The organism is Saccharothrix longispora (assembly GCF_031455225.1).
Classification (GTDB): domain Bacteria; phylum Actinomycetota; class Actinomycetes; order Mycobacteriales; family Pseudonocardiaceae; genus Actinosynnema; species Actinosynnema longispora.
The window spans coordinates 3,842,437-3,867,073 of sequence record NZ_JAVDSG010000001.1 but is presented as its reverse complement, the minus strand read 5'-3'; the positions used below and the strand labels follow the sequence as shown (position 1 = coordinate 3,867,073).

At 75.9% G+C, this 24,637-nt stretch carries 14 protein-coding genes; 9 read left to right on the top strand and 5 right to left on the bottom strand.

Annotated features, from left to right (window positions below):
* The first annotated feature begins 80 nt into the window (after nt 1-80).
* The 7 genes from J2S66_RS15330 to J2S66_RS15300 all read left to right on the top strand — a co-directional run bounded on the left by J2S66_RS15330 (nt 81) and on the right by J2S66_RS15300 (nt 16,078).
* The gene (locus tag J2S66_RS15330; protein WP_310307725.1) at nt 81-737 is read left to right on the top strand and encodes a DUF4082 domain-containing protein; all 657 of its coding nucleotides are present in this window, start codon (nt 81-83) and stop codon (nt 735-737) included.
* 408 nt (nt 738-1,145) lie between these two features.
* Nucleotides 1,146-7,811 carry an SDR family NAD(P)-dependent oxidoreductase gene (locus J2S66_RS15325; protein ID WP_310307724.1) on the top strand — a complete coding sequence of 2,222 codons (6,666 nt, stop codon included), beginning with the start codon at nt 1,146-1,148 and terminating at the stop codon, nt 7,809-7,811.
* A complete protein-coding gene (locus J2S66_RS15320; protein ID WP_310307723.1) occupies nt 7,808-12,025 on the top strand; it encodes a beta-ketoacyl synthase N-terminal-like domain-containing protein in 4,218 nt (1,405 codons plus the stop codon). The genes J2S66_RS15325 and J2S66_RS15320 overlap by 4 nt, the downstream gene beginning before the upstream one ends.
* On the top strand, nt 12,022-12,321 hold the full coding sequence (locus J2S66_RS15315) for an acyl carrier protein (protein ID WP_306744746.1): 300 nt from the start codon (nt 12,022-12,024) through the stop codon (nt 12,319-12,321). The genes J2S66_RS15320 and J2S66_RS15315 overlap by 4 nt, the downstream gene beginning before the upstream one ends.
* On the top strand, nt 12,321-13,124 hold the full coding sequence (locus tag J2S66_RS15310; protein WP_310307722.1) for an alpha/beta fold hydrolase: 804 nt from the start codon (nt 12,321-12,323) through the stop codon (nt 13,122-13,124). Before J2S66_RS15315 ends, J2S66_RS15310 begins: the two co-directional genes overlap by 1 nt.
* Nucleotides 13,121-14,287: a glycosyltransferase gene (locus J2S66_RS15305; protein WP_310307721.1), complete on the top strand. Its 1,167-nt coding sequence runs from the start codon at nt 13,121-13,123 to the stop codon at nt 14,285-14,287. The genes J2S66_RS15310 and J2S66_RS15305 overlap by 4 nt, the downstream gene beginning before the upstream one ends.
* 42 nt (nt 14,288-14,329) lie before the next feature.
* Nucleotides 14,330-16,078 (top strand): ABC transporter ATP-binding protein, encoded by a 1,749-nt coding sequence (locus J2S66_RS15300; protein ID WP_310307719.1) that lies wholly within the window; start codon nt 14,330-14,332, stop codon nt 16,076-16,078.
* A gap of 46 nt (nt 16,079-16,124) precedes the next feature.
* Here J2S66_RS15300 and J2S66_RS15295 read toward each other — a convergent pair whose 3' ends face one another.
* Nucleotides 16,125-16,949, bottom strand: coding sequence for an SGNH/GDSL hydrolase family protein (locus J2S66_RS15295; protein ID WP_310307718.1), 825 nt, complete (start codon nt 16,947-16,949; stop codon nt 16,125-16,127).
* 248 nt (nt 16,950-17,197) lie between these two features.
* Between J2S66_RS15295 and J2S66_RS15290 the strand changes: the two genes are divergently transcribed.
* Nucleotides 17,198-18,412, top strand: a complete 1,215-nt coding sequence (locus tag J2S66_RS15290; protein ID WP_310307717.1) for a glycosyltransferase — start codon at nt 17,198-17,200, stop codon at nt 18,410-18,412.
* Between the two features lie 46 nt (nt 18,413-18,458).
* Here J2S66_RS15290 and J2S66_RS15285 read toward each other — a convergent pair whose 3' ends face one another.
* From J2S66_RS15285 to J2S66_RS15270, 4 genes are all read right to left on the bottom strand, one after another.
* Entirely contained in the window at nt 18,459-20,033 is a 1,575-nt protein-coding gene (locus J2S66_RS15285; RefSeq protein WP_310307716.1) for an MFS transporter, read from the bottom strand.
* A 158-nt stretch (nt 20,034-20,191) separates the two neighbouring features.
* A complete protein-coding gene (locus J2S66_RS15280) occupies nt 20,192-20,881 on the bottom strand; it encodes a TetR/AcrR family transcriptional regulator (protein WP_310307715.1) in 690 nt (229 codons plus the stop codon).
* A 59-nt stretch (nt 20,882-20,940) separates the two neighbouring features.
* Nucleotides 20,941-22,632 (bottom strand): AMP-binding protein, encoded by a 1,692-nt coding sequence (locus J2S66_RS15275; RefSeq protein WP_310307714.1) that lies wholly within the window; start codon nt 22,630-22,632, stop codon nt 20,941-20,943.
* Nucleotides 22,633-22,711: 79 nt separating this feature from the next.
* Complete coding sequence (locus J2S66_RS15270; RefSeq protein WP_306744737.1) at nt 22,712-23,458, bottom strand: class I SAM-dependent methyltransferase; 747 nt, start codon at nt 23,456-23,458, stop codon at nt 22,712-22,714.
* Between the two features lie 273 nt (nt 23,459-23,731).
* Here J2S66_RS15270 and J2S66_RS15265 point away from each other — a divergent pair, with 273 nt between their 5' ends.
* Entirely contained in the window at nt 23,732-24,613 is an 882-nt protein-coding gene (locus J2S66_RS15265) for a DUF6039 family protein (protein WP_310307713.1), read from the top strand.
* Nucleotides 24,614-24,637: the final 24 nt, after the last annotated feature.

Sequence of the window (24,637 nt, the reverse complement as noted above, 5' to 3'; positions counted from 1 at the left end):
CGTGCCGGGTAGCACGACGCCCCGCCCCGACGATCCACACCACGGGAACGACAACCGCCCGCCGCTCCAGAGGAGTCCGCATGTCCCGCTTACCCAGGCTGCTCGCGACCGCCGCCGTCGCGGCCCTGGTCCTGTCCGGCTCCGCCCAGGCGTACGACGACCCCGCACCGGACCGCGTCCCCGCCCACCACGCCGCACCCGCCGACGCGCCCGGCACCGCGCCCGCCGCCCCGACGCCCGAATCGCCGCTCGGCCCGCCCGGTCCGCGGACCGTCTCCTGCGCGGAGGGCTGCGAGTTCGTCACCAGACCCGCCCCGGAGGTCGCCGCCGAGGACGTGCGGCCCACCGAGGTCGGGGTGAGGACCGTCTTCGACCGGCCCGGCCACGTCCTCGGGGCCTCCCTGCTGCGCGGCCCCCACCGGGGCCCGATCACGCTGCGCCTGTGGCGGGACGGCGCCCTGCTGGCCGAACGCGCCTGGACCCACCCCGGTCGCATGGCGGAGATCTTCTTCGCCACCCCGGTGCCGGTCGAGGCCGGCCGCGAGTACGTCATCTCCTACTACACCCCGTACGGCGGCTACCTGACCTCGCCGGGTTACTACACCGCCCCGGTGACGTACGGCCCGTTCACCGCCCCGGTGGGCGCGGGCGTGCTGCACCACGGCGAGGGCGGCGGGTTTCCCACCGAGAACCACGGTGACAGCACCTACTGGATCAACCCGGAGTTCCGCGGCTGACCCCTCCGCGGGCAGGCCGAGCGGCCGTCCTCGCGGCTGTTACCGCTCGGTAAGGTGGCTGTCCACCCCCCGAAAGCAGCGGGTCCGTCCGGCGGTGCGGTGCGGCGTACGACCGGGGCCTCGGTTGTGCCACCGAATGGTTGTGATTTCTGTCACGCTGTTCGTTTCACGCGTGGTGCGTCCGTGTCCGCCGGGTAACGCCCCCGTGGCCTTCCGTGAAGTGTTTTCGCATCCACGCGGTGAACCGGCTGGTGAGCGCCGTCGCGTGGGAAAGCACCCGTTCGGCGTCCATTCACGTTAACGCGCGCCATGAGCGAAGGTTCGGGGCGTTGACGCGACGTACCGCACTCCCTTGACTACTCGACGTCATCGCCGGCCGGCTCGTGTCGATAGGGAGTTGCGGAACGGATGGATGTCTCCGAGCTGGTCGTCGCGGTCGACCCGATCCACCACCCGGCGCCCCGGCTGACCGCGGCCGCGGCCCGTGCGGGCGCGCTCGGCGTGCTGGAGCTGCCCGCGGGCGACTTGCGCGCCGCGACCGACGTGCTGGACCGAACCGCCCGGTGGACCACCGGGCGGTTCGGCGTCCGGGTCCGGCCCGGCTGCGCGGTGCCGGACCTGCCGGACGCCGCGGACACCGTGCTGCTGGCCGACCCGGCGCGCACCGCCCGCGACTTCCCCGACCGGCGGGTGCTGGTCGAGGTCGTCGACCTCGCCGAGGCCCGCGCCGCCGTCGACTCCGGCGCGGCGGGCCTGGTCGTGCGCGGTCGCGAGGCGGGCGGCCGGGTCGGCGGGCTGAGCACGTTCGTGCTGCTGCAACAGGTCCTGGCCGCGGTCGACGTGCCCGTGTGGGCGGCCGGCGGCATCGGCCCGCACACCGCCGCCGCGGCCGTCGCCGGCGGCGCGTCGGGCGTCGTGCTGGACACCCAGCTCGCCCTGTTCGCCGACGCCGGGCTGCCGGTGGAGCTGACCGCCGCGCTGGACGGCCTCGACGGCTCGGAAACCGTGCTGCACCAGGGCCACCGGGTGCTCAAGCGGCGCGGTCCGGGCGTGCCCGAACTGCCCGCCGACGACATCGCGGGCCAGGGGGAACCCCACTGGCTGGGACCCGACCTGCGCACCCAGTTCCCGCCCGTCGGCCAGGACGTGGCACTCGCCTCCGCGTTCGCCCGCCGCTGGCCCACGGCCGGCGCGGCCATCCGCGGCGTGCGGGACGCGGTGCTGGCCGCGATCGCCGACGACGCCGCCGTGCGCGTGCTCGGACCCGGCTCCACCGGCGCGCGGCACCTCGGCACGGCGCTGCCGGTCGTCCAGGGCCCCATGACCCGCGTCAGCGACCGCCCGGGGTTCGCCGCGGCCGTCGCGGACGGCGGCGGCCTGCCGTTCCTGGCGCTGGCGCTGTCCGGCCCCGGGCAGACCCGCGACCTGCTCACCCGCACCCGCGACGAGCTCGGCGACCGGCCGTGGGGCGTGGGCGTGCTCGGCTTCGCCGCCGAGGACGTCCGCGCCGCCCAGCTCGCCGTGGTCAAGGAGGTCCGGCCCACCCACGCGATCATCGCGGGTGGGCGGCCCGCGCAGGCCGCCGACCTGGAGGCCGCGGGCGTCTCGGCGTTCCTGCACGTGCCCTCGCCCGGCCTGCTGCGCCAGTTCCTCGCCGCCGGCGCGCGGAAGTTCGTCTTCGAGGGAGCCGAGTGCGGCGGCCACGTCGGTCCCCGCCACAGCTTCCCGCTGTGGGAGTCCCAGGTGGACGTCCTGCTCGACCACCTCGCCGCCGGCGGCGAGGCCGGGGAGCTGACCGTCCTGTTCGCGGGCGGCGTGCACGACGAGCGCTCGGCCGCCATGGTCGCCGCGCTCGCCACGCCCCTGGCGCGCGCCGGTGCGGGTGTCGGTGTGCTCATGGGCACCGCCTACCTGTTCACGGAGGAGGCCGTGGGCACCGGGGCGATCGGCCCCGTGTTCCAGCGGCACGTCGTCGACGCCGACCGCACCGACCTGCTGGAGACCGCGCCCGGCCACGCCACCCGGTGCGTGCGCAGCGGCTTCACCGGGGACTTCGCCGCGCTGCGCGACGACCTGCGCGCCGCCGGCGTGCCCGACCGCGAGGCGTGGGAACGCCTGGAGCGCTTCAACGTCGGCCGCCTGCGCGTGGCCAGCAAGGGCGTCGAGCGCGTCGGCGACGACCTGCGGCCCGTGCCGGTGGAGCGCCAGGCCGCCGAGGGCATGTTCATGGCCGGCGACGTCAGCGTGCTGCGCGACGCCGTCACCACGATCGCCGGGCTGCACGACTCCGTCGGCGCGGCGGCCGGCCAGTGGCTCGCGGAGCGGCTCACCGCGCTGCGCGCCGCCCTCGTCGCCCCCGAGCCGGAACCGGAACCCGCGCCGCTGCGGGTCGCGATCGTCGGCATGGCCTGCGTGTTCCCCGGCGCGACCGACCTGGCCTCGTTCTGGGCCAACGTGCTCTCCGGCGCGGACAGCGTCACCGAGGTCCCGGCCGAGCGGTGGGACCAGGAGCTGTACTACGACCCCGACGGCACCGGCGAGCGCACCCCGTCGCGCTGGGGCGGGTTCCTGCCGCGCATCCCGTTCGACCCGCTGGCCTACGGCATCCCGCCCGCGTCCCTCGGCGCGATCGAACCCGTGCAGCTGCTCGCGCTGGAGACCGCGCGCCGGGCGCTGGAGGACGCGGGCTACCCGCACACCGCCGCGGACCACCGCCGCACGTCCGTCGTGTTCGGCGCGGAGTCCGGCAGCGACCTGTCCAACGCCACCACCCTGCGCACCGTGCTGCCCGCCTACACCGGTGCCCTGCCGCCCGAGCTGGACGCCCAGCTGCCCCGGCTCACCGAGGACTCGTTCCCCGGCATGCTGGCCAACGTCATCGCGGGCCGCGTGGCCAACCGGCTCGACCTCGGCGGCGCGAACTACACCGTGGACGCGGCGTGCGCGTCGTCGCTGACCGCCGTCGACGTGGCCTGCAAGGAACTCGTCGCCGGCACCAGCGACCTGGTCGTGGCCGGCGGCGCGGACCTGCACAACGGCATCAACGACTACCTGCTGTTCTCGTCCGTGCACGCCCTCTCGCCCAGCGGCCGCTCGGCCACCTTCGACCGGTCGGCCGACGGCATCGCGCTCGGCGAGGGCGTGGCGTGCGTGGTGCTCAAGCGCCTCGACGACGCACTGCGCGACGGTGACCGGGTGTACGCGGTGGTCGACGGCGTCGGCAGCGCCAGCGACGGCCGGGCGCTCGGCCTGACCGCGCCGCGTCCCGAGGGGCAGCGCGCCGCGCTGGAGCGGGCCTACCGGATGGCCGGCGTGTCGCCCGCCCGGGTCGGGCTGGTCGAGGCGCACGGCACCGGCACCGTGGTCGGCGACCGGACCGAGCTGCGCACCCTCACCGAGGTGTTCACCGAGGCGGGTGCGGAGGCGGGGGCGTGCGCGCTGGGCTCGGTGAAGTCCCAGATCGGGCACACCAAGTGCGCCGCGGGGCTCGCCGGGCTGATCAAGGCGGCGCTGGCCGTGCACCACGGCGTGCGCCCGCCGACCCTGCACCTGCGCGAGCCGAACCCGGCGTGGGAGCCGGAGCGCAGCCCGTTCGCCTTCCACACCGCCGCCAGGCCGTGGGTCGCGCCACCCGCCGAACGGGTCGCGGGGGTCAGCGCGTTCGGGTTCGGCGGCACGAACTTCCACGTGGTGCTGCGCGCCCACGACCAGGCGCCCGCCGCGCACGCGCTGGACCGGTGGCCGGCGGAGCTGTTCCTGTTCCGGGGGACCGACCCGGCCGCCGCCGCGCGTGCCGCCGCCGCGGTGCTGGAACAGGTCGAGGCGACGCCGGCGGCGCGGTTGCGCGACTTCGCCCGCGGTGCGGCGACCAGGGCCGACGTGGCCGCGCTGCGCGGTGACCGGGTGTGGCTCGCCGTGGTGGCCGGCGACGTGGCGCAGCTGCGGGAACGGTTGCGGCTCGCCGTCTCCGGCGGCGCCGGGGACGGCGTGTTCACCGCCGACGTGGCCGGGACCGGGTCCGTCGCGTTCCTCTACCCGGGCCAGGGCAGCCAGCGGCCGGGGATGCTGGCCGACCTGCTCGTGGCGTTCCCCGAGCTGCACCGGTACCTGGAGCTGGGCGCGCGGTGGGCCGGTGCGCTCTACCCGCCCGCCGCGTTCGACCCGGCCGCCGAGGCCGCGCAGCGGGCCCGGATCACCGACACGGCCGTCGCGCAGCCCGCCCTCGGCGTGGTCGAACTCGCCGCCACCGACCTGCTCGCGTCGGTCGGCGTGCGGCCGGACGCTGTGGCCGGCCACAGCTACGGCGAACTGGTCGCGCTGGCCGCCGCCGGCGTGTTCGACCCGGCCGACCTGCTCGCCGCCAGCGCCGCCCGCGCCGAGGCGATCCTGGCGCAGGTCCGCGACGGCGACCCCGGCGCGATGGCCGCCGTGACCGCCCCGGCCGACGAGGTCGAGGCCGTGCTGGCCGCCGCCGACCTGCCCGTGGTCGCGGCCAACCGGAACTCGCCGAAGCAGACCGTCGTGTCCGGGCCCACCGACGCCGTCGCCGCCGCCGTGCGGGCGCTGCGCGACGCCGGGCACCCGGCCAAACCGCTGCCGGTGGCGTGCGCGTTCCACAGCCCGCTGGTGGCGGGCGCGGGCGCGGTGTTCCGGCGGGTGCTCGACGCGATGCCGCTGCGCGCGCCGTCCCTGCCGGTGTGGGCCAACCGCACCGCCGCGACCTACCCGGCCTCCGCCGACGCCGTGCGCGACGGGCTGGCCGCGCAGATCGGCGCGCCCGTCCGCTTCGCCGAGCAGGTCCTGGCCATGCACGACGCCGGCGTGCGCGTGTTCGTCGAGGTCGGTCCCGGTCGCGTGCTCAGCGGTCTGGTACCCGCCGTGCTCGGCGACCGCCCGCACCGGGTGGTGCACCTCGGCGAGGGCCTGCCCGGTCTCCTCACCGCCCTGGCGCGACTCGCGGTCGCCGGGGTGGACGTGCGGACCGGCCCGCTGGTGCGCGGCCGGGACGCCGCGGACCCGTCCGCCGTGCCCGCGTCGCCGGGGTGGACCGTCGACGGCCACCTCGTGCGGCGCGCGGACGGCGCCATCCAGCCCGGCGCGCTGCGCCCCGCCCGACGCATCACGGAGCCGATCGTGTCCCAGCACCCCGCCACCCCCGTGTCCTCCGACGCGCTGGTCGCCGACTTCCTGCGCACCAGCCGCGAGATGATCGCCGCTCAGCGCGACGTGCTGATGACCTACTTCGGCGCGACCGGGGCGGTCGGCACGGTGGCGGCGCCGCCCGTCGCGCCCGCGGTGGTGCGGGCGGTCGCCGCGCCCGTGGTCGACGCCGTCCCGACCGCGGCGCCGGCGCCGGTCGCCGCGGACGTGCTGCGGACCGTGGTCGAGGTGGTGGCCGAGCGCACCGGCTACCCGGTGGAGATGGTCGAACCCGGCCTGGACCTGGAGGCCGACCTCAGCGTCGACTCGATCAAGCGCGCCGAGATCGCGGGTGAGATCGCCACCCGCCTCGGGCTCGACGCGGGCGCGGGTGAGGCCCTGGAGGCGCTCAGCGCCGCCCGCACCGCCGCCGCCATCGCGGACCTGATCGAGCAGCGTCGCGGGGGAGCGCCCGGACCCGCCGAGTCCGCCGCACCCGAACCGGGAGCCGCCGAACCGGGAGCCGCCGAACCGGTGGCCGCGCCGCTGGTCGTCGCCCCGCGTCGGCTGGTGTTCCGGGAGCACGACCTCCCCGCGCCCACCTCGGACGCGCGCGGCACCCGGGTCGTGGTCGTCGGCGCGCCGGACGAGGCCGTGACCTCCGCGCTGATCGCCGCCGGCGTCGAGATCGGCCTGGAGGTCGCGGGCACGTTCGTGATCCACCTGGGCGCGCTCGACGCCGGCGAGTCGCTGCTGCCGGAGGAGTTCCCGAACATCCAGTCCCTGCTCGCCGCCGGGCCGCGCGGCCTGCTCGCCGTGGACCGGCGCGAGGTCGGCGCCGTGACCGGGTTGCGCGGGTTCTTCCGCACCCTGGACCGCGAGTACCCGGACCTGGCCACCACGCTCGTCGAGGTCCCGGCCGACGCCGGACCGGACGCCGTGGCCGCCGCGCTGCTCGCCGAACTCGCCGCCGCCGACCACGAACCCGTCGTGCTCGCCGGTCCCGGCACGCGGCGCGGCCTGCGGCTGACCGAGACCGACCTCGGGCCGGTGGCCGCCGCGGGCGCCGGACCCGCCGGCGACGGCGCGGCGGAGGCCGAGGCCGCCGGGCTGGACCGCGACGCCGTGGTGCTGCTCGCCGGCGGCGCGCGCGGCATCACCGCCCGGTTCGCCCGCACCCTCGCGGCGGCGGGCCGCTGCCGGCTGGAACTGCTCGGCCGCACCCCCGCGCCGCTCGGCCCGGAGGAACCCGACCTGGCCGCCGCGACCGACCGGGCCGGGCTGCGCGCCGCGTTCCTCGCCCGCGGCCTGACCTCGCCCGCCGAGGTCGAGCGGGCGGTGTCCGCGACCCTCGTCGAGCGCGAGGTCCGCACCACGCTGGCCGACCTGGGCGACCTCGCCCGCTACCACGCGGTGGACGTGCTCGACGCGGAAGCGGTGCGCGCCACCGTGAAGCGGGTGCACGACGAGCACGGCCGGCTCGACGCCGTGGTGTACGCGGCGGGCGTGATCGAGGACAAGCTGGTGGCGGACAAGTCGGTCGAGTCGTTCCGGCGCGTGTTCGGCACCAAGGTGGACGGTGCGCGCACCCTGCTCGACGCGGTCGACGCGCTGCCCGCCGGACCCCGGTACGCGGTGCTGTTCGGCAGCATCGCCGCCGCCCTGGGCAACCGGGGCCAGTGCGACTACGCCGCCGCCAACGACGCGCTGGAGGAACTGGGCCGCCGCTGGTCCAGGCCCGGCCGGCGTGGCCTGACCGTCCACTGGGGACCGTGGGCGGGCGGCGGCATGGTCTCGCCCGAGCTGGCCCGCTCCTACGCCGCGCGCGGCGTCGCGCTGATCGACCCCGAGGAGGGGCCGCTCAGCCTGCTGCGCGAACTGGCCTGGGGACCGGCCGACGTGCACGCCGTCGTCAGCTCCGCGTCCGGCTGGTGACCCCGGTGACGCCGGTCGCCATCGTCGGCATGGCGGTGCTGTTCCCGGGCGCGGCCGACCTGGACGCCTTCTGGCGCAACATCTCCGGCGGCGTGGACGCCATCACCGACGTGCCCGCCGACCGGTGGGACGCCCGGTTCCACGACCCCGCCGAGCGCCGCGCCGATCGCGTCTACACGCGGCGCGGCGGGTTCGTCGAGGCGTCGGTGGACGCGGCCGGGTTCGGCGTGATGCCCGCGTCCGTGCCCGGCACCGAACCCGACCAGCTGATCGCGTTGCAGGTGGCGGCGGACGCGGTGGCCGACGCGGGCGGCGACGCCGTGCTGCCCGGGGACCGGCGGCGCGTCGGCGTGATCCTCGGGCGCGGCGGCTACCTCACGCCGGGCCTGGTGCGGCTGGACCAGCGCGTCCGCACCGCCAACCAGGTCGTGCGCACGCTGCGCGACCTCGTGCCCGAGCTGGACGACGACCGGCTGGAGCGGGTGCGGGCCGCGTTCGCCGACCAGCTGGGGCCCGAGGCCCCCGAGTCGGCCATCGGCCTGGTGCCCAACCTCGCCGCCTCCCGCGTCGCCAACCGGCTCGACCTGCGCGGACCCGCCTACACGGTGGACGCGGCGTGCGCGTCGTCGCTGGTGGCCGTGGACCACGCGGTGCGCGAGCTGGACGGCGGCCGGTGCGACGTCGTCCTCGCGGGCGGCGTGCACCACTGCCACGACATCACGCTGTGGAGCGTGTTCAGCCAGCTCGGCGCGCTGTCGCGCAGCGGGCGCATCCGGCCGTTCCACCGCGACGCGGACGGCGTGCTGATCGGCGAGGGCACCGGCGTGGTCGTGCTCAAGCGGCTGGCCGACGCCGAGCGCGACGGCGATCGGGTCTACGCGGTGGTCGACGGCACCGGCGTGGCCAGCGACGGCCGGTCGGCGAGCCTGCTCAACCCCGACCCCGGCGGTCAGGCGCGCGCCGTGCGGCAGGCGTGGGAGGCGGCGGGCCTCGACCCGCGCGACCCCGACGCGCTCGGCCTGCTGGAGGCGCACGGCACCGGCACCCCGGCGGGCGACGGGGCCGAGCTGCGCACGCTGGCCGAGGTGTTCGGCCCGGCGACCGGACCGCGCGCCGCCCTGGGCTCGGTCAAGTCGATGATCGGCCACACCATGCCCGCCGCGGGCGTCGCGGGGCTGGTCAAGGCCGCGCTCGCCCTGCACCACGGCGTGCTGCCGCCCACCCTGCACTGCGACGACCCGCACCCGGCGCTCGCCGACACCCGCTTCGCGCCGCTGGCGCGGGCCGTGCCGTGGGAGCGCCCGGACAGCGGCGCGCCCCGCCGGGCGGGGGTCAACGCGTTCGGGTTCGGCGGCATCAACGCCCACGTCGTGCTGCGCGAACCCGCCACCCGCGCCACCCCGGTCGTGGTGCGCGAACCGACCAGGGTGCTGCGGCTGGCCGCCGCGACCCCCGCCGCCCTGCTGGACCTGATCACCGACCACCCCGCCGGCCTGGACGAGCGCGCCGACGTGCGCGAACCCGTGCGGCTGGGGATCGTCGACCCGACGCCGCGCAAGCTGGCCCTGGCGCGCAAGGCGGTGGCCAGGGGCGTGCCGTGGCGCGGGCGCGGCGACGTGTGGTTCAGCCCCGCGCCGCTCGGCGGGCGCACCGCGTTCCTGTTCCCCGGCCTGGAGGCCGAGTTCGAACCGCGGGTCGCCGACGTCGCCGCCCGGTTCGGGCTGCCCTGGACCCAGGGCGACGTGCGCGTCGGCGACGTCGGCCGGCACGGCGCGGCCGTGTTCCAGGTCGGCCGGCTGCTCGACGCGGCGCTGCGGCGGCTCGGCGTCGTGCCCGACGCGGTCGCCGGGCACAGCGTGGGGGAGTGGACCGCGATGGCGGCGGGCGGCATCCACGCCGCCGACGAGGTGGACGCCTTCCTCGCCGCGTTCGACCCCCAGGCGCTGCGCGTGCCCGGCCTGGTGTTCGCGGTCGTCGGCACGTCCGCCGACCGCGTCACCGCCGCGCTCGCCGACCACCCGGACGTGGTGCTCTCCCACGACAACGCCCCCAACCAGGCCATGGTGTGCGGCCCGGAGGCGGAGGTCGACGCGGTGGTGCGCCGGTTCCGGGCGGAGGCGGTGATCAGCCGCGTGCTGCCGTTCCGGTCCGGGTTCCACACGCCGATGCTCGCGCCCTACCTCGCCCCGATCCGCGACGCCGCCCAGCGCTACGCCCTGCACCGGCCGACGACGCCGGTGTGGTCGGCCACCACCGCCGCCCCGTTCCCGGACGACCCCGACGCGGTGCGCCGGCTGTTCGTCCGCCACCTGCTCGAACCGGTCCGCTTCCGGCCCCTGACGCGGGCCCTGCACGCCGCCGGGTTCCGCACGTTCGTGCAGCTCGGCGCGGGACAGCTCGGATCGCTGGTCGGCGACACCCTCGCCGACGAGGAGCACCTGGTGGTCTCCGCGCACGGCGGCCTGGCCCAGCTGCGGCGCGTGGTGACCGCACTGTGGGCGCACGGACGCCCCGCCGACGCCGGCCCCCTGCTGCCGCGCGCCACCGGGACCACCCGGACCCGCCTGGAGCTGGGGAACCCGCTGGTGACCCTGCCCGCCACCGAGCGGATCACCCTGCCCACCGCCCCCTCCGCCGTCCCGGACACCCTCGCCGGCCTCACCCGCGACCCGATCGCCGCGGAGCTGTCCGCCCTGCTGCGGGACACCGCCGGGCTGGCGGCCGACCTGCTCACCGCCCGCACCGCCACCGCGGTCCGGACCGCCGCCCCGGCCCCTCCTGCGGTCACCGCCCCGCGGGTGCTGCGGATCGACCTGGCGGACATGCCGTACCTGCGCGACCACTGCTTCTTCCGCCAGCGCCCCGGCTGGCCCGACGACGCCGACCGCTGGCCGGTCGTCCCCGCCACCACGGTCGTCGCGCACCTGATGTCCATCGCCGAGAACGCCGCCCCCGGCGCCCGCGCCACCGCCGTGCACGACGTGCGGCTGCTCAAGTGGATCACCGCCACCCCCGCCGCGGACATCCCGGTCACCGTCCACCGCCGCACCCCCACCGAGGTCGAGGTGGGCCTGACCGGCTTCTCCCAGGCCACCGTCACGCTCGCCGACCACTACCCGCCACCGCCGCCGCGCTGGCCCGCCGACGAACCCGAGCGCGTGCCCGACCTGCGCGCCCGCCAGCTCTACGACGAGCGCTGGATGTTCCACGGCCCCCTGTTCCAGGGCGTCACCGGGCTGACCGCGATCGGCGAGCGGCACGTGCGCGGCACGCTGGCCGCCCTGCCCGCGCCCGGCGCGCTGCTGGACAACGTCGGCCAGCTGTTGGGCTACTGGGTGATGGCCGTCCTGCCGGACCGCACCACGGTGTTCCCGGTCCGCTTCGACCGCATCGCGTTCCACGGCCCGCCGCCCCCCGCGCACGCCGAACTGCACTGCCACGTCCGGATCACCGCCGTCACCGGCACCGCGGTCACCGCCGACGTCCAGCTCTCCCTCGGCGACCGGGTCTGGGTGGAGATCACCGGCTGGACCGACCGCCGCTTCGACACCGACCCCAACATCCGCGCGGTGGACCGGTTCCCCGGCGCGCACACCCTGTCCACCCTGCACGACGAGGGCTGGGCCGAGGTGCACGAGCGCTGGCCCGACCTGGCCACCCGCGAGCTGGTCATGCGCAACGTCCTGGGCGGCGTCGAGCGCACCGCCTACGACACCCGCCCGCCGAACGCGAAGCGCGGCTGGCTGCTCGGCCGCATCGCCGCCAAGGACGCCGCCCGCGCGCTGCTGTGGCGCGAGGGCGAGGGCGACGTCTACCCCGCCGAGGTCGCGGTCGACGACGTCGGGGGCCGGCCGCGGCTGCGGGGCGTGCACGGGCGCGACGTGACCGGCGTCCACGTGGACCTCGCCCACCACGCCGAGATCGGCGTCGCCATCGCCCGGCGCGGCCCGTGCGCCATCGAGGTCCGGGAAGGCGGTGCGCGGGAAGCCGGCGCACGGGAAGCCATCGCCCGGCACGAGGCCGCGCTCGCCGCGGTCGCCAAGCTCGTCGCCGCGCCGGGTCGGGTGGTGGCCGAGGGCGACGACCACCTGATCGTCGCCGCCGGGGGCCGGGAGCACGTCGTGCGGGTGCGGACCACCGCCAACCCGCCCGGCCTGCCCGCACGGGAGTACGTGGTCGCGTGGACCGCGCAGCAACCAGGAGAGGGATCATGAACACCGACACGACCGCTGACCCGACCACCGTGCTCGCCGACATCACCGGGATGCTGCGCGAGCTGCTGGAGGAGCACGGCCTGCCGGACGCCGACATCACCCGCGACTCCACCTTCCACGGCGACCTGGAGCTGGAGAGCATCGACCTGGTGACGCTCTCGGCGTCGCTGCGCGAGCACTACGGCGACCGGGTCAACTTCGCCGAGTTCGTCGCCGACCTGGAGCTGGACGAGATCATCGGCCTCACCGTCGGCGAGCTGGTCGACCACGTGGTCGCCTCCCTGCGGGCCGCGTGATGGCCAAGCTCCGCACCGGTGACGTCACCACGCACGTGCAGCGGTTGCCCGCCGCCGGCGGCAACCCGACCGCGCCGCTGGTGGTGTTCGTGCACGGCCTGCTCACCGACAGCCTGGCCAGCTACTACTTCACCGTCGGCCCGCAGGTCGCGGCGGCCGGCGCGGACGTGGTCATGTACGACCTGCGCGGCCACGGCCGCAGCGACCGCCCGGCCACCGGCTACCGGCTGGAGCACTTCGTCGACGACCTCGCGCACCTGCTCGACGCCCTCGGCGAGACCCGGCCCGCGCACGTGGTCGGCAACTCCTTCGGCGGCACGGTCGCGGCCGGCCTGGCCGCCTGGCACCCCGGGCTGGTCGCCACCGTCACCATGATCGAGTCCGAGCCGCCGGTGGCCGCGTGGACCCGGCACATGGCCGACGGCCTCGCCGACGCCCGGGACCGCCTGGCGCGCGAGGAAGTCATCGGCTGGATCGAGGCCAACCACGGCGCGCACACCGCGAAGCTGTCCCGGGGCGCGAGCCGCATCCTCCAGACCACCACCCTGGCCGAGGACGTGCCGCGCAGCCGGGTGGTCGACGACGACCTGAGCGCGCTCACCCGCCCGCTGCTGGCCGTGTTCGGCGACGAGTCCGGCCTGTGCGAGCAGGCGCCGGGGCTGGAGGCCGCGCTCGCCGACTGCCGCACCGTCGTGCTGCCCGACCAGGGCCACTCGGTGCTGGTGGAACGGCCGCACGAGACGCGCGAGCTGCTGCTGGACTGGGTGCGCGCCCACCACGCCCCGGCGGTGGCGCCCCGGTGAGCCGCTTCCTGTTCGTCGTGCCCCCGCTGGTCGGCCACGTCAACCCGCTCGCGGCGGTCGCGGCGGAGCTGACCGCGCGCGGCCACGACGTCGCCTGGGCCGGGCACGCCGAGCTGCTGCGCCGGCTGCTCGGACCGGGCGCGCGGGTGCACGACTGCGCCCTGCCGCCCACCGACCTGCTGCACCGGCCGCCGGAGCTGACCGGCCCGGCCGCGTTCCGGTTCCTGTGGCGGGACTTCTTCGTGCCGCTGGCCGACGCCATGGCCCCCGACGTGGCCGCCGCGGTCGAGCGGGAGCGGCCCGACCTCGTCGTGGCCGACCAGCACGCGGTCGCCGGCTCACTGGTCGCCGAACGCCTCGGCGTGCCGTGCGCGACCTCGGCCAGCACCTCCGCCGAGCTGGTCGACCCGCTGGCCGGGCTGCCCAAGGTCGCCGCCTGGCTCACCGACCTGCTCACCGACCTGCGCCGCCGGATCGGCGACCCCGCCGCCGCGCACGACCCGCGCCACCCGCCCGCCGGCGTGGTCGCGTTCACCACCCGCGACCTCGTCGGGGACGTGCCCCTGCCCGCCGGCGTGCGGCTGGTCGGCCCGGCCGTCACGTCCCGGCCGCCGGTCGGCTTCCCCTGGGACCGGCTCGACCCGCACCGCCGCGCGGTGCTGGTCAGCCTGGGCACCGCCAACGTCGACGCGGGCGCCCGGTTCCTGCGCGAGGCGGTGGCCGCGCTGGCCGCCCGACCGCACGTGCAGGGCGTCGTGGCGGACCCCGGCGGCGTGCTGGGCGACGTGCCCGGCGCGCTGGTGCTGCCGCACGTGCCGCAGTGGGACCTGCTGGCCCGCTGCGCCGCCGTGGTGTGCCACTCCGGGCACAACACGGTGTGCGAGTCCCTGTGGCACGGCGTGCCGCTCGTGCTCGCGCCCATCCGCGACGACCAGCCGGTGGTGGCGGCCCAGGTCGTCGCGGCGGGCGCGGGCGTGCGGGTGCGCTTCGGCCGGGTCACCGCCGCCGCGCTGGGCGCGGCCCTGGACGCGGTGCTCGACCCCGCGTCCGGCCACCTCGACGCCGCGCGGGCGCTCGCCCGGTCCTTCCGCGCCGCCGGCGGCGCGCCCGCCGCCGCCGACCACCTGGTCGCGGTGGCCGCGCGCACGCCCGCCACCGCCTGAGCCCGCCCCCCGCCCGATTCGGCTACCGCCTTGGGGAACACCATGACGACCAGTCCCGCGCCCGGTCCCCTCCGGGTGCTGCTCGACCACGCCCGCCCGCACCGCGCCGTGCTGGCCGGCAGCCTGCTCCTGGTGCTCGCGGCCGGCGCGTCCGGTCTGGTGCAGCCGCTGGTGGCGCGGGACGTGCTGGAGGCCCTGGGCACCGGTGGGTCCGTGCTGGAACCGGTGCTGCTGCTGGCCGGGCTGGTGGTGCTCGGCGCGGCGCTCACCGGGGTGCAGTCGTGGTGGCAGCAGCGCACCGCCGAGCACGTCGTCCGCCAGGTCCGCCGCGACCTGGTGTTCCGGCTGGTCCGGCTGCGCGTGCCCGAGCTGGACCGCCGCCCGCCCGGCGACCTGACCGCCCGGGTGACGTCCGACAGCACCCTGCTCCAGAACGCCGCCACCGAAGGGCTGGTGCTGGTCGCCAACGGCCTGCTGACCACGCTCGGCGCGGTCGTGCTGATGGGCGTGGTGCACCTCGGACTGCTCGCCGTCACCGCCGGCGTGATCGTCGCGGTCGCGCTGGTGCTGCTGGTGGTGCTGCCCCGCATCCGGCTCGCCGTGGCACGGGCGCAGGCGGCCGTGGGCGCGGTCGGCGCGGCGCTGGACCGGGCGCTCGGCGCGGCCCGCACGGTCAAGGCCAACGGCGCCGAGGCCCGCGAGACCGCCCTGGCCGGCGCGGCCGTGGACGAGGCGCACGCCGCCGGGCTGGTCGGCGCGCGCTACGCGGCCGTGGTCAAGGTGCTGACCGGAGTGGCGATCCAGGGCGCGTTCCTGGGCGTGCTCGGCGTGGGCGGGGCGCTGGTCGCGGCGGGGGAGATGACCGCGCCGGAGCTGATCGCGTTCCTGCTCTACGTCTTCTACCTGGCTTCACCCATCGGCTCGCTCGCCGCCGGCATGGGGATGCTCCAGCAGGGCCTGGGCGCGGTCGGCCGGATCGACGAGGTGCGGCGGATGCCCGTGGAGGAGGACGTGGACCTCGTCGTGCCCGCACCGCGCGGTCCGGCGCCCGCGGTGGAGTTCGACGGCGTCGAGTTCGCCTACCCCGGTCGCGGCCCCGCGCTGCGCGGTGTCTCCTGGACCGCGGAGCCCGGCACGCGCACCGCCCTGGTCGGCCTGTCCGGCGCGGGCAAGACGACGATGTTCGCGCTGCTGCAACGGTTCTACGAGCCGACCGCGGGGACGATCCGGGTGGGCGGCGTCGACATCTCGACCACGTCGCGCGCCGAACTGCGCCGCCTCATCGCCTACGTGGAGCAGGACTCGCCGGTCATGGCGGGCACCCTGCGGGAGAACCTGCTCTACGCCGCCCCGGACGCCGCCGCCGAGGACATCGTGGAGGCGCTGCGGGTGACCCGGCTCCTCGGGTTCGTCGACCGGCTCGACGCGGGCCTGGACACCGAGGTCGGCGCGCGCGGCGTGACGCTGTCCGGCGGCGAGCGCCAGCGGTTGGCCATCGCGCGGGCCCTGCTGCGCAAACCCCGCGTGCTGCTGCTCGACGAGGCCACCGCCCAGCTCGACGCCCGCAACGAGAACGCGCTGCGCGAGGCGGTGGAGCAGGTCGCGCGCGGCTGCACGGTCATCCTGATCGCGCACCGGCTGTCCACAGTGACCGACGCAGACCGGATCGTGGTGCTGGAGCACGGCGCGGTGCGCGCCCGGGGCACGCACGACGAGCTGGTCGAGCGGGACGAGCTGTACCGGGAGCTGGCCGCCACCCAGCTGCTGGTCCCGGCGGCCCCCGGTGCCTGACGCGGAACGGGGCGCCCGCCGCGCGCGGGCGCCCCGCCGACGTCCGTCAGGCCACGCCCCGCACACCCGCGGTCAGCGAGTTGAGGGCGGCGTAGTAGCCGTCGCGGTGGCCCGCCGCGTTCGGGTGGTACGACTCGTTGATCTTGTCCCACTCCAGGCTGGTCAACCACTTGGTGCCGCTGGAGCACAGGGTGTGCGGGTCGAAGATCGGCCGGGCGTCGAGGAACGTGAAGCCCGCCTCGGCGGCGCGCTGCGCCATGACCGCCGCCAGGGTGTCGGCGGCCGAGTTCAGCGCGTTGCGCTCGGTGTCGCTGAGGCCGAAGATGCCGCAGTTGCCCCGGATCGTGTAGATCCGGGGGTAGCCGACCACGATGACCCGCGCCGACGGGGCCTTCGCCCGCACCGCCGCGTACACCTGGGCCAGGGCGGGGGAGAGGTAGGCGTTGGCCGCCTGCTTGGCCAGCTCCACGCCGTTGACGCAGTCGCGGTCGTCGATGGTGAGGATGCAGTTGGTGAGCACGTCGACGAAGCCGACGTCGTTGCCGCCGACCTGGATGGTGACCAGCGTGGTGTCCGCCGTCAGCAGCGGGACCTGGTCGGTGAGCACGTCGGCGGTCTTGGCGCCGGAGCAGGCCGCCTCCACGAACGCCACCGACGGGTGGGACGCCGCCCACAGGCGGGTGTAGGTCAGCGGCCCGCGTCGGCAGGCGTCGTTGGGGTTGTCGTAGGTGCGGGTGCCGGGGGCGGTGGTGTACGAGTCGCCGATGGCGACGTACTTGCCCGCCAGGGGCGCCGCCTGCGCCGGCGCGGCGAGGACCGCGGTGGCGAAAAGCGCCGCCAGTACGGGGAACAGGGCCCGTGGTGCGCGCATGGATCTCGTCTCCGGGGGAGTCGGGGGAGCGGACTCCACCATGCGTAACAGGTGATCTTGTGGGTGAATACCTCACCACGGGTGCTAACACGTAACTTATTCACATTACCTGCGGACTTCGGCCCCGGAAGGCGCACGCCACTGCGACCGCCGGCCCAACAACCCCGCCCGGCGTGCTCACTTGTGGCACGACCGGCGGGCGCCGGGCGGCGTAGAACACAGGCTCCGGTTCCCGTGAAGGAGTCGCCATGCGTGTCCTGTTCACCTCAACCCCGACGTCCGGTCACCTGCACCCCCTCGTCCCGCTCGCCACCGCGCTGCGCGACCGCGGCCACGAGGTCGCGTTCGCCTGCGCCGCCAACCTCCTCGACGACGTGCGCTCCCTCGGGTTCGCCGGCTTCGCCGCCGGGCTGAGCCGCGACGGGGACGGCGACGAGGAGTTCACCGCCGTGAAGGCGGGGGCGAAGGGCCTGACGCCGGGCGTGGAGATGGACCGGCTCGCCATCGCCCGCGTGATGTACGGCGTGCGCGCCCGGCGCACCGCGGCGGACCTGGTCCCGATCTGCCGGGAGTGGCGGCCGGACGTCCTGGTGCGCGACAGCTACGAGCCCGCCGCCGCGGCCGTCGGCGAGCTGCTCGACGTCCCGTGCGCCTCGGTCGACATCACGCCGCTCTACGACACGACGCCGCTGATGGGCGACATCGCCGAGGAGATGGACCGGCTGCGCGCCGACGTCGGCCTGCCGCCGGGGGACGGCGTGGGCATGCTGCACCGGTACCTGCACCTGTGCTTCGCGCTGCCGCGCCTGCTCGACCCCGCCCGGCCGATGCCCCCGATCACCCACCACCTGCGGGACGGCCTGTTCGACAACCTGGGCGACCAGCGGCTGCCGCCGCACCTGGAGCACCTGGGGGAGCGGCCACTGGTGTACGTCTCGTTCGGCACCGTGGCGATCCGCTTCTACCCCGGCGCCTACCCCGGGCTGATGGGGACGGTCCTCGACGGCCTGGCCGACCTCGACGCCGACGTGGTCGCCACCGTCGGCCACGACCGCGACCCCGCCGACCTGGGACCGCGGCCGGCGAACGTCCACGTCGAGCGCTACCTGCCGCAGTCGCTGCTGCTCTCGCGGTGCTCGGCGGTGGTGAACCACGGCGGTTTCAACACGATGACGGGGGCGATGGTCACCGGTCTGCCCCAGGTCAGCATCCCGCTGCTGACCGACGACCACGACAACGCCCGCCGGTTCGCCGCACTCGGCCTGACCAGGGCGCTGGACGCGGCCACCACCACCCCGGCGGAGGTTCGGTCCGCCGTGCTCGGCGTCCTGGGCGACCAGGCCATGCGCGCCGACATCGGGAAGGCCCGCGCCGAGATGGCGGAGCTGCCGGGCCCCGACCACGCGGTGGACCTGCTGGAGCGGCTGGCGCGGGAACGCGTCCCGCTGCGGCCCGGCTCGTGACGCGGTGCCGGTGCCCGCCGCGCGGCGGGCACCGGCACCGCTCCGATCAGGCGGACTCGCCGGCCCGCGTCTCCCGCACCGCGGGCTCCCCGTCGGTGGCCTCCCCGTCGGTGGCCTTCCCGTCGGCGGGCTTCCCGTCGACGGCCCTGGCCGCCTCGGCCTCGGCCACGAGCGGCGCGACGTGGCGCTTGCGCAGCAGGGCCGCGAACACCACCGCGCCCACCGCGAGCAGCACCGCGCCGCCGACGAAGGCCACGTTGAACCCGGCGACCTGCGCGTCGGGCAGCGGCAGCGGCGAGGGGCCGCCGAGGGCCTCCTCGGTGCGGTTGGCCGCCAGCACGGCCAGCACCGCCAGGCCGATCGCGCCACCGATCTGCTGCACGGTCTGGTAGATGCCCGACGCGAGGCCCGAGTCCGCCTCGGGGACGCCGGACGTCGCCAGGAACGTGATCGGCACGAAGGCGATGCCCAGGCCGATCGACAGGCACAGCAGGCCGGGCAGCAGGTCCGCGGCGTAGGTCGACTGCGCCGTGATGCGCGACAGCAGCAGCATGCCGACCGTGGCCAGGCCCAGACCGCCCGCACCGGTGACGACGTGGCCGATCTTGCGCGTCAGGGCGTCCGCGACGGTGGCGCCGACCATCACGCCCATCGCGGCGGGCAGGAACGCCAGGCCGCCCTTGATGGGTCCGTAGCCCAGGATGCCCTGGAGGTACAGCGCGGAGAAGAAGAACATCGTGAAGATGCCGGAGGTCAGGAAGATCAGCGTCGCGTTGGCCACGGCCAGCGTGCGGATGCGCAGCACGCTCAGGCGCATCAGCGGGAACTTGCTGCGGGACTCGATGACCGCGAACGCCACCAGCAGGGCCACGCCGAGCCCGAGCAGGCCCAGCACGACGGGCGAGGTCCAGCCCCACGCCTGCGCGTTGCTCAGCGTCCACACGAGCAGCACGAGACCGCCGGTCACGGTCAGCGCGCCCGCGAGGTCGAAGCTCCGGTGCGGCAGTTCCTCGCGCGAGTTCGACACCGCGCGCATCGCGAGCACCAGGGCCGTCACGCCGAACGGCACGTTGATGAAGAAGATCCAGTGCCACGACAGCAGACCCGTCAGCAGGCCGCCGATCAGCAGGCCGAACGCGCTGCCGCCGGCGCCGATGGCGCTCCAGACGCCCAGCGCCTTGGTCCGCTCGGACGGGTCGTTGAACGCGGTCGTCAGGATCGACAGCGCCGAGGGCGCGATCAGCGCGCCGCCGAGGCCCTGGAGGCCGCGCCCGATGGTGAGGACCTCCGCCGAGGTGGCGAGGCCGCTCAGCGCCGAGGCGACGGTGAACAGCACGACACCCGCGATGAACACGGTCTTGCGGCCGACGAGGTCGGCGAGCCGGCCGCCGAGCAGCAGGAAGCCGCCGAAGACGAGCGCGTAGGCGTTCACGACCCACTGGAGCGCGGCGGGCGTCATGCCCAGCTCGCGCTCGATCGACGGCAGCGCCACGTTCACCACGGTGGCGTCCAGCGCGACGACGAAGTAGGCCAGGCAGACGATGACGAGGACGAGCCAGCGGTTCCCGGACGCGCCTCCTCCGGAGGCGGGCTGGCTGTCAAGACCCGGAGATGCGGTCATTGCTGAACTCCTGGAGAGACGGGGGATTCACCGTAGCAGTTAAGCGGACCAGCGGGTCCGTTTAACGGCGCTGCCGGTCGATCCTCCAGGAGGGGACGCCCCCGGGGCTGCGCAGAACAGCGCACCGGGGGGAACGACGTGGACCGCCGGGCGGTCCCTCAGCGGGCGGAGCGCATCGCGGTGTCGAGGTCCGCGGCGGTGGGGGCCGGGCCGGGCAGTTCGCCACCGACCGGTTCGCCACCGGGCAGTTCGCCAGCGGGCAGGCCGTCACCCGGGCGCAGCCCGTCCACGACGACGCGCAGGTAGCGCCGCCAGGCGTCGGGCCCGAGGGCGCCCAACTGGCGCGCGGTCCCGGCCACCGCGCCCGCCAGCACCACCACGTCCACCGCCGTCACGCCCGCGCGCAGCCGGCCGGCCTCGCGGGCCGGTCCGACGACCGAGTCGACGGCCTCGACCACCGCCGTCATCGCGGCCCGGATCTCCGGGTGCGCCCGCACCTGGTCGCCCAGCGCCTCCGCCACCCCCCGATCCGCCACGAGCAGTTCCACGTACCGCTCCAGGAACCGCAGCAGGGCCGCCGCGGGCGACTCGCCGCCGGCCGGCGGAGCGGTCCCGGCCGCCAGTTCGGACAGGCGCGCCGCGACCACCGCGGCCACCAGGTCTTCCTTGGTGCGGAAGCACCGGAACGCCGTGCCCTTGCCGAGGCCGACCTCGTCGACCACCGCCGACACCGGGACCTGGAGGCCGGACCGGGCGAACGCCCGGCCCGCGGCCTCGACGAGCAGCCGCTGGTTGCGGACCGCGTCCGTGCGGGAACGCGCGGCACCGCGTTCGGCCTTGCCGGCCATGCTGCCCCCCGTGCTGGTGGTTCGGGTCGTCGACGTGTCCAGGGTGCCGGGTGCGGCGGTCAGCCCGCCACCGGCAGCAGCACCGGGACACCGTCCACGACCGGGTACCGGCGGCCGCACGACGAGCACGCCAGCTCCTCGCCCTCCGCCGTCAGCGGGGTCCCGGTGTCGTGGGGGCAGCGCAGCAGTTCCAGCAGGGCCGACTCGATGCTCATCGGTCGTTCACTTCCTTTCGGGGCGTCACCCGCGGTCGCGGGCCGTGGGGTGCCGGCCGGTCGCGCGCGCAGCTCGCGCTTCACGACCTTGCCGAGGAAATTGCGGGGCAGCGCGTCGACCGGCTCGACCTCCACCGGGACGCCGACCCGCTCGGAGGCCCGCGCCGACAGGTCCGCGACGACGCCCGGGTCGCCCGTGACGACCAGCGCCACCACCCGCTCGCCGTCGTCGGCCGGGACGCCGTAGGCGGCGGCCTCCCGCACGGACGGGTGCTCGTAGAGCGCGGACTCCACCGCGAACGTCGAGACCAGGCCCCGCGCGGTGCGGACCGCGTCCACCGCGCGGTCGAAGAAGTGCAGCACGCCCGACCCGTCCACGTGCCCGAGGTCGCCGAGCCGGGTCCACCCGTCCACGTGGGTCACCCGGTTCAGCTCGGGGTCGAGGTAGAGCCGCTTGGGCGCGGCCGACCGCAGCCAGATGTGGCCGACGACCCCCCTCGGCAGCTCCGCGCCGTCGTCGTCGGTGATCTTCAGCTCGGTGCCGTGCGCGGGCACGCCGAGCGCGGTCGGCGAGGCCGGGTCGAACACGTTGATCACGACGGCGGGCGCCGCCTCGATCGACGTGTAGGACGTCGCCAGCCTGGCCTGCGGCAGCGCCGCCAGCAGGGCCTCCGCCACGGCCGGCGGGAAGGCCGCCGACGCCGTGGCCACCGTCTCCACGCAGCTCAGGTCGTGCCGGGTCGCGGCACCGGAGTTCACCAGCTGGATCGCGGCGTGCGGCGGCACCATGACCGTGCCCAGCCGGTGCCGCTCGATCAGCTCCGCGGACCGCTCCGGGTCGCCGGGGGCGTTGAGCAGCAGCGGCGTGCCGGACAGGATCGGGAAGCAGATCGTGGCCTGGCTGGTCGACGTGCCCAGGGGCATCGGGGCGAGCATGTGGTCGACGGCGGCGATGTGGTCCATCGTCGCCCGGCCGCGCCCGAAGACGTAGTTGCCGTGCGGGCACGCGACGGCCTTCGACAACCCCGTGGTGCCGGTCGTGTAGAGGACATCGGCGATGTCGTCGGTGCGCGGCGCCACGCCGGTCGGACCGGTGCGGCCGGTCTCCAGCCCGGTGACCGGCGTGCTCCAGCGGCCGTCGCCGAGCAGCACCGGGCGGGGCGCCTCGGAGCCGTGCACGAAGCCGACCGCGTCGCACTGGTCGAGCCGGCGCAGCAGCTCCTCGTCGGTCATGCCGCCGTTGAGGTGCACCGCCGTCGCGCCCGCCTTGAGCACGCCCAGGTAGGCCACCGCGTAGTCGACCCACTCGTCGCCGCCGAAGTACACCGCGACCCGCCGGCCGCGTTCGAGGCCGCGGGCCAGCAGCTCCAGCGCGACGGCCTGCGAGCGGCGCTCCCACGTGCCGAAGGTCAGCGTGGAGTCCGGGTCGACGGTGATCGCGACGGCGTCGGGCGCGGTCGCGGCCAGGTCCCGCAGCAGCACGGGCAGGGTGACGTCCTCGGTCACGGGTTCCTCGGGCGCGGATTCCTGGGACACGGTTCCTCCGGGTTCGGGCAGGGGAGGACCCGGCCCGCCGGAGGTCGGCGGACCGTGCTCCCGGGTGGGGTCCGGGCGGTCAGTCCCGGGTGAAGACCGAGATGGGGACCTGCCACACCTGGTGGCGCGCGGTCGTCGGGTCCGGCAGCGCCCGGAGGGCGGCCACGGTGGGCACGACCAGGCGCTCCCAGTCGTCCTCGTCGACGTCCTTGAGGTAGGACCACACCCGCCCGGCGATGCTGTCGGCGTACTCCTCGGGCGTGATGTCCAGCTCGTAGGGGTTCGCGCCGCCGGTGGTGACCAGCCGCAGGCCGAGGGAGGCGGCCGTCTCGTGCAGCTTCTCCGGGGTGTCGGGCACCTCGGGCTTGAGCACGTCCAGCGCCGCCGCGGCGGCCACCATGTCGTCGGGCTCGGCCTCGGGCACGCCGTGCACGGCCACGAGCCGGCCGCCGGGGGCCAGCACGCGGGCCGCCTCGCTCAGCGTGGCCTTCATGTCGTCCACCACGTGCAGCAGGTGCACCATGATCACGTTCGGCAGCGAGTCGTCGCCGAACGGCAGCTTCTCGGCGGTGCCCAGCACGGCCATGCCGTCGAGCCGGTACCCGGCGCGGGCGGCCATCTGGGGGGCGATGTCGACGCCCACCACCGGGTGGCCGAGCTCGCGGACGCCGTAGGCGACCAGGCCGGTGCCGACCCCCACCTCCAGCACGGTGCCCGGCACCAGGTGCGGGGCGATGTCGGCGGCGGCCTTGCGGCCCCGCTCCAGGCCGCCGTGGTAGGCGTCGTAGTCGTCGGCGTCCTTGTCGAAGGACATCGTCTGGGACATGGAACCGGACTCCCTCTGCTGAGCTCGTCTCTGCCGGCCGACCCCGCGGGCCTCGACCGAGCGTCCCGCGGCGGGCGGGCCTACGGCGGGAGCATAGCTCAAACGGACCTGACGGTCCGTTTGTGGACTTCCCCGTCGTGCCCCGAATCCTGCGTCCTGCCTGGTCTTCCCGGATGCACAACTTTGAGCGGCGCTCGGTTCCCGGCGTGCTTAGCGTCCTGCTCCGCCTGCCGCACAACGGCCGCGGGGGCATCTCTTCGAGAGGAGCAGGCGATGACGGCGTGGACCTTCGTGCCGCCGGCGCAGGAGCAGACCCCCGACCCCGTGGACGAACTGCTGCACACCGGCAACAGCGGGCTGATCATCCACCGCGTCGGCCAGGTGAACTACCGGTTCCGCCGGCAGGCCCGGTCGTTCGCCCGGGACCTCCAGGACGGCACCAACAAGGCGCTGCACCCGTACGCCACGACGCTCGTCTACGAGGAGCTGTTCGGCGTGCAGGACCGGCTGCACTGGCTGATCCACATGAAGGCGCCCAACGACTACGGCCGGCTGCTGGAGATGGTCGACCACGATGCCGAGTACCAGGAGATCGCCGAGGCCGACCGGCTCGGCGAGGACGGCGGCGGCAACTGGGAGCGGATGTTCGCCGAGGGGTCCTTCCGGGAGCACATCATCGTGCCCCAGCACGGCCTCACCCACGCCGACGACCACGACGTCGAGGGCCTGTTCGCCGCGCCCGCGCAGTTCCAGACCGACCAGTCCCCGGACGTCATGCTGCACAGCGGCAACGCCGGCGTCGTGCTGCACCGCACCGGCCAGGTCCGCTACGCGCTGCGCAAGCAGGGCCGCAAGTTCGCCTTCGAGTGGGGCGCGCACCTCAACCGGGAGCTGGCCGGGCGCTGCACGGTCTTCCTCTACGAGGAGCAGTGGGGCACCCAGGACCGCATCCACTGGATGATCCACCTGCGCACCCTGGACGACTACCGCGCCGTCCTGGAGCAGGAGACCGGCAACGACGAGCTCCGGGCGCTGCTGGCGAAGCAGCGCGTGCCGGACCACGCAGGCGGCGGCGACTGGGGCGCGCTGTTCCTCGACGGCTCCCTGCACGACACCGTGCTCATCCCGCACTACCCCGGCGCGGCCGGCAGCTGACGCCGCCACCGACCAGGACGACCG